The organism is Nocardia sp. NPDC004573 (assembly GCF_053602135.1).
The window spans coordinates 1-6,120 of sequence record NZ_JBSGDA010000053.1 but is presented as its reverse complement, the minus strand read 5'-3'; the positions used below and the strand labels follow the sequence as shown (position 1 = coordinate 6,120).

Sequence of the window (6,120 nt, the reverse complement as noted above, 5' to 3'; positions counted from 1 at the left end):
CCGCTCACACAACTCACCCAGCAAACGCGTCTTACCGATCCCCGGCTCACCCACCACCACCACACCAGCAGCCAAACCAGACCGAGCATCAGCCAAAACCTGCTCGAGGTGGCGTACCTCAGGCGCCCTTCCCACGAGTTTCCGGCGTCTGGAGGAGCCATCGGCGCCGATCGTCGCCATCATGACCTCCGTACTGGAACAGCTGTGGTCGTATCAGCGTCCCGACAAAGCAAATACTCGTTCATGTCCTTTCAGGTTAGTTTCTGTGGTCGCGGTCCGATAGCTCGGTTCGATCCGGGGATGATGTTCGCAACGCTGGTCGCGCCGATCGTTACCGATGGGGTTGCGAAACCGAGTCGGCGGCAATCATGCCGCCGCGCCGAACTCAGCTGCCGCTCGTCGTAACGCGGTGGTAAAAACCACCGCAGCTCAACCCGGGATAACCTGGGACTGGCCGCCGACCGCCCTCGCCGCGTACAGCCCGACATGGAACCACTCACGGGCAGTCGACCCAGGCCGAACCTGCAATCAGCGACATGGTGGTTCGCGCCCGTGGGCATCCATAGCGCGGTATTCGCTCTGTTGGCCTCGACCCTCGATCGGACTGATGCCGATTCCGACATGATCTACGGTCTCCAAAGGTGGTTCGGTGCGAACCACACCGGACCCGATCTCGGGGCCATCCGACTCGGTCCACTGTCTGCGCAAGAGTGTTGCGGGTGCACTTCAATGCCCAATTTCAGCTCATCGCGAAGTCAAATGGCGCGCCCGGGAAGGGCTGCTGCGCGACGTCGATGTGGCAAAGGGTGCGTAGGTGGATCCCAAGCTGAGCAGGGCGACGGCGTACCGGCCGGGCTGCGAACGTCTTCGCCGATGAATCGCATGCTCAGTGCTACCGCGGCTTTCGGTGACGTCGTTCGCCATCAGTTGGGCCTCGCTCGGGAAAACCCCAGGGCTCACCCTCTGATGCCCCACAGATCCGCACCAACATGGCGACCTGTATGGCTTCGGTATGCCGGGCGTCGATACCGACACGGTGCGGGTAATCGTTACAGCCTTGGACGACATGCTTGCCCGGTATCCGCATACCAGAATTTTGTCGGTAGAGATCGGTGACGTCGACGGAGTCATTGCTCGGGCGTACGAAGAAAAATTGCCACACGCCGATCTCCGGGCGACCAGAATAACCTTCTCGAAGATATATCCACAGGCCGGGCGCTACGGTCACAGGATGTATCGGAGGCGGTGCGGAGCGGGCATTTCTTCCCGAGGGTAGAAGGTCCGGCGTACAGCGCAATAGTTCACGAATTCGGTCATGCGCTAACTTATGCGGGTTGGTCCGATTCCGTGGGCCGAGCAGGCACACTTGTTTGACCATTATCTTCGGACATATGGCCACGAGCACCCTGGAGTCGACCTGGCCGAGTTTTACAGAACTTGGCGAGACCAACTGAGTCGATATAGTTTCTGAAAAGGGGTTTCCACCCCACCGAGGTCCTGGCAGAGGCGCTCACTGACGTCGAGCTGAATGGCGGCCGCGCTAGCGAACCCGCACAAGTGCTGCATAGGATGCTGGTGGATACGGCATAGTGGAGCGGCGGAAAAAGGGTTGATTTGAGAGGCGGTTTTCTGTCGATCAGGTTCGACGCAACTTCGATGCGAGCCTGGCCCGCGCGTTGGAAGGGCTGGCTCCGGGATCTCACACAGGTCTAGGGCCTCATGTAGAAGGTGCGCTGATCACGATAGCCTCGGCATACCCGGTAGTCAGTGAAGAGCACATCATGAAAACCCAGCTAGAGTTCGCGCGGGAATTGGCCAGATCTGAGCGCCAGGGCGGGTAAGTGGCCCGTCTGGTCGTCAGTTGTCGCGCGCTCCCGCGAATCGTTACGCACGAGGAGTGGTTATCCGAGCCGCGGCTGACGGGTAGAGGATCTCGCCGGATGGATGCGGGCCCGTCCGTGGTCTGCGAGGTCGTGGTGCCAGCCGTAGCGTCAGCTGCCCAAAAGCGAGGTCGGCAGGTGTCGAGTGGTGCTGAAACCGTCGAGGAGATCCCTTGCGGTTCAGTCGCTTTCGTGCCATTCGGCGTTGCTGGCGCAGTGTGGTCGTAGGGACTTCCCCCATACCGGGCACAGTGGTGCCTGGGCATGCTGAGTCGATGCTCGATTCGACAGTGATGCACTTGCGCCGGCCAACGGTGATCCTCCCGTCGATCGATCGGATCGCGGCGCGTTGACCGGTTGCGACGTGTGCTTTTATCGGTCAGTGACGGCTGGCATGGTCGGACCAGGCGGGGATTTCGAGCAACCAATGGTGGCGGGCTTCGAGCGGCTGGAAGGCGGTGACGGCGCCGACTATCGGATTCTGCGCCGGACAATCCGTGCCACGGCCGCGGTCAGCCTCTCAGAGGTCGAATGGATACGCCGAATGCGGGCGACCGGTACCGTCCTGCAGCCGCGAGTCAGTGTCGTCGATGGGTATGTCGTGGGCTACATCGCCCAGTGGCGTGACGCCCGCAGCGCACGTCTCGGCCCTGCTATCACCGATCTCGAGGTCGGCGCTGGTTTGAGTCTGTTCGACCTACGGGAAGGATGGCAGCCCGAAGTGGAAGTGACGCCCGACGTACAGACCGAGTGGAAACTTCCACGCTCAATCGCGCCATCGGTAAGAGAAACGGTGCTGTCGGCCGACGCAGCGTTGTGGGCACATGCACTCGCCGACGCTCGTCGCTTCAACGAGACGCTGACACGTATTCCGAGCAACGAGCGCTGGGCGTGGGGATGGGCGGCAAGCCGGGTGGGGGGACTGCTGGCGATCTGGTCATCGCGGATCGAACCGGATGCTGGTGGAGGGCCGTTCGCGGTCGCCGCACACGAAGTCGGTATGTCGGCTCTCGTAGCGGGAAGCCGCGTGTGCCCATCGATGTTTCGCCCGCCCGCGCCTGATTTGAACCAAGCATGTTTCATCTTGACCCAGCTATGCAGAGAGGTGCACGACCCACATACCGAGTTCGAGTTGGTCGGCGAACTGATCACCAGTGTCGTCGCGATGGTCAGGGCCCATCGGGAACGAAGAGAAATGGCTCGCGCGTCGAGAATCTACACCACCGCAGTGGATGCCCTCGAATCGGTACGACACGACATACGTGCCGTGCCCCGCACCTCGGTGATCGGCTGCCAACTCCGACTCCGGCACGCGTCACGGCCTCTGCCCCGTTAGCGCCGCGGGCGCCACAGAATTTTGTTAACGGGGTCTGTATTTGCCACCTGCCTCCGAAGGTGGCGCTGCCCCGGCGCGTCCAAGTCTTGCTCGGCCGTGCCTCCGGAACACCTCGGCCCGTCATTGTGGGCACTGAGGAGGTTAGACGGTGCTCGTGACGGGCTTCGGAATAGGCTCGGCGACCTAGCTGGCACGTGCGCGCAGCGAATTCGGCTAACCGGTCGCAGTCGAGGGGCATCGTAGGCATTTCCCCCATACCCACATATCACTCGGCCCAGCGACGATCACATCGTCGCCATCACGCCGCGTGGCGGCAGTGGCGGTCGACTCGAGTTGCCGGTCTTCCCCTTCTTCCGGCAGCAGAAGTCGCGGCAGTGTTCGGCTTGACCACGCTGGGCCATCGTTGCGGCGGCCCTGTTGACGGGCGCGAGTCCGCGGCGCCTGCCTCGATGAGGTCTGCCGAGATGGGCAGCGTACAGGCATGTCGCGAACCGGCACGCCGTCACGGCGGGTCGGGCGGAGGAGACCGCCGGTGCGCGGGCACTGCTCGAGTCGACCGCCACGCAGGGATCGAGGTCTGGCCGGACCTTCGGTTACAGACAGTGAGGAGAACCAAAATGAGATCCCAACACCTGACTCTGGTTGAAGAGCCTGAACGGACAGCACCGCGCGAGCGGATCCGGAGATCACGTCTCTTGCGCGAAGTGGCTCGACATCCCTTGCGGTGGTCGGGAGCCGCATTGGCAGTCCTCCTGATCGGAGGATTGCTTACGGTCGGCGGCTTGCAGCCGTCCAAGACATTCGAGTCGTCCACGGTGCTCGCCGCCACGTTCTTCGAATCCTAATGACCCGGAGCTGTCGTCCCTTGCCACCACGGTGCGTGGACGACAGCCTCTCACAGGCTGCCGCGTCACTGGGCGTGCTCAGACCGAAATCAATCCCTCTGACCCGCAGCAGTGCTGCGGAAAGGAGCCATCCATGCGGATTCGTCCGCTGGCAACACGCTTGGTGGTGGCCACCGTCGCGGTCGCGGTGGTGGCCGCGGGGTGTGGTGCCGCCGACGAGGACGCCCCCGCGGGCTCGTCGGCCGCGCTCGGCACCACCAACGACATCAACCCGCACGATGTCAGCGAGCTGCGCGAAGGCGGCAACCTGCGGCTGGCCATCTCGGCGTTGCCGGCGAATTGGAACGCCTTGTCCAATGACGGCAACGACGCCGAGACCAGCGCCGTCGAGCGGCCGATGATGCCGCGCGCATTCCGCACCGACGCGGCAGGCGAGCTGTCGATCAACACTGACTACTTCACCGACGTGCAGCTGACGAACACGAGTCCCCAACAGGTGACCTACACGCTCAACCCCCAGGCGATTTGGTCCGATGGCACTCCGATCACATGGAAGGACATCCAGTCTCAGGCGAACGCGCTGAGCGGTGTCGACAAGTCGTTTCTGATCGCCGGTACCAGCGGGTTCGACCGGGTCGAGAAGGTCGAACCTGGGGCCGATGACCGGCAGGCGATCATCACATTCAAGCAGCACTACGCCGAGTGGCGCGGGCAGTTCGCGGGCAACACGTTCCTGTTCCCCCAGTCTGTCACGGCCACTCCCGAGGCGTTCAACAACAGCCTGGTCCACGGCATCGCGCTGACCGCGGGACCGTTTCTCGTGCGTTCCATCGACCGGGCGCAGGAGCGAATCGTTCTGGGCCGCAATCCCAAGTGGTGGGGCGACGCTCCCAAATTGGACACGATCACCTTCAGCGTGCTCGACGCTTCCGCTCAGCTACCCGCGTTGCAGAACAACGAGATCGACGCGGTGGCCCTCGGCACACGTGACGAACTGCGCACGGCGCGGAACACCTCGGGGATAACGATCCGGCGGGCGCCGGGCAACAGCTGGAACCATCTGACGTTCAACGGCGCACCCGGTTCCCTCCTTGCCGACCCGAAACTGCGTGTGGCCATCTCGAAGGCGATTGACCGGCAGGGCGTCGTCACCGCCATCCAGAGCGGTCTGGTGGAGAGCCCGAAGCCGCTGAACAACCACGTGTACCTCCAAGGGCAGAAAGGCTACCAGGACAACAGTTTCGGCTTCGATCCGGCCACAGCGGCCAAGGAACTCGACGACCTCGGGTGGAAACTCGACGGTGATGTCCGGGAGAAGCACGGGCGCAGACTCGAGATCCGCGACGTCATGTACCAGGAGCACACCTGGGTGCAGATCGCGCAGATCATCCAGCAGAACCTCGCCGCGGTCGGCGTCAAGTTGAACATCGAAACGAAGCCGGGCAAGGGTTTCTTCACAGAGGTGATCCAGCCGGGAGACTTCGACGTCGCCCAGTTCACTTGGGTCGGTGACCCGTTCCCGCTTACCAGCCTCAACCAGATCTACGGTTACAACCCGAGCGACTTGCAGGGCAACTACGGTCGCATCGGGTCACCCGAACTGAACGCCTTGATCGAGCAGACGGTGTCCGAACTCGATCCGCGGAAGGCGATCGAACTCGCCAATCGCGTCGATCGCAAGATGTTCGAGGAGGGGCATTCGCTGCCGCTGATGCAATCGGCGGGCAACGTCGCCGTGCGCTCCGATCTGGCGAACTACGGCGCGGCCGGTCTCGCGTCGTTGGATTACACGAAAATCGGTTTTTTAAGGTGAACTTCGGCAGAACGTGTCCGACGTGTCCGAATGGACACGGTATTCATGGCTGACGGAATGGCGTCGAATGTGCTGTCGGCGGTCGTGGCTCGGTTGGTGACGCCGTTTGCTGTTCTGAGGCGAAAGACCGCTATATCGCGCGCATTTCGAACGAGTCGAGCGGGAGCTTGGGGTAGTTCACACTTGCGTCGCGCCGTGCTGGCCCTTGTGGTCGCCGGCGCGGCCGCGCTGGGGCCGGGCATGGCG

Annotated in this window: 3 protein-coding genes; 2 read left to right on the top strand and 1 reads right to left on the bottom strand. The window is 62.8% G+C overall.

Going from position 1 to position 6,120, the window contains the following annotated elements; all coding sequences use genetic code 11:
* Window positions 1–180, bottom strand: a 180-nt coding sequence (locus ACWEKR_RS35325; protein WP_452358206.1) for an ATP-binding protein, incomplete at its 3' end; no start/stop codon positions are given.
* A gap of 2,082 nt (window positions 181–2,262) precedes the next feature.
* Between ACWEKR_RS35325 and ACWEKR_RS35320 the strand changes: the two genes are divergently transcribed.
* Window positions 2,263–3,216, top strand: a complete 954-nt coding sequence (locus ACWEKR_RS35320) for a hypothetical protein (RefSeq protein ID WP_452358205.1) — start codon at window positions 2,263–2,265, stop codon at window positions 3,214–3,216.
* A 978-nt stretch (window positions 3,217–4,194) separates the two neighbouring features.
* Window positions 4,195–5,874, top strand: a complete 1,680-nt coding sequence (locus ACWEKR_RS35315; protein ID WP_452358204.1) for an ABC transporter family substrate-binding protein — start codon at window positions 4,195–4,197, stop codon at window positions 5,872–5,874.
* Window positions 5,875–6,120 lie beyond the last annotated feature (246 nt).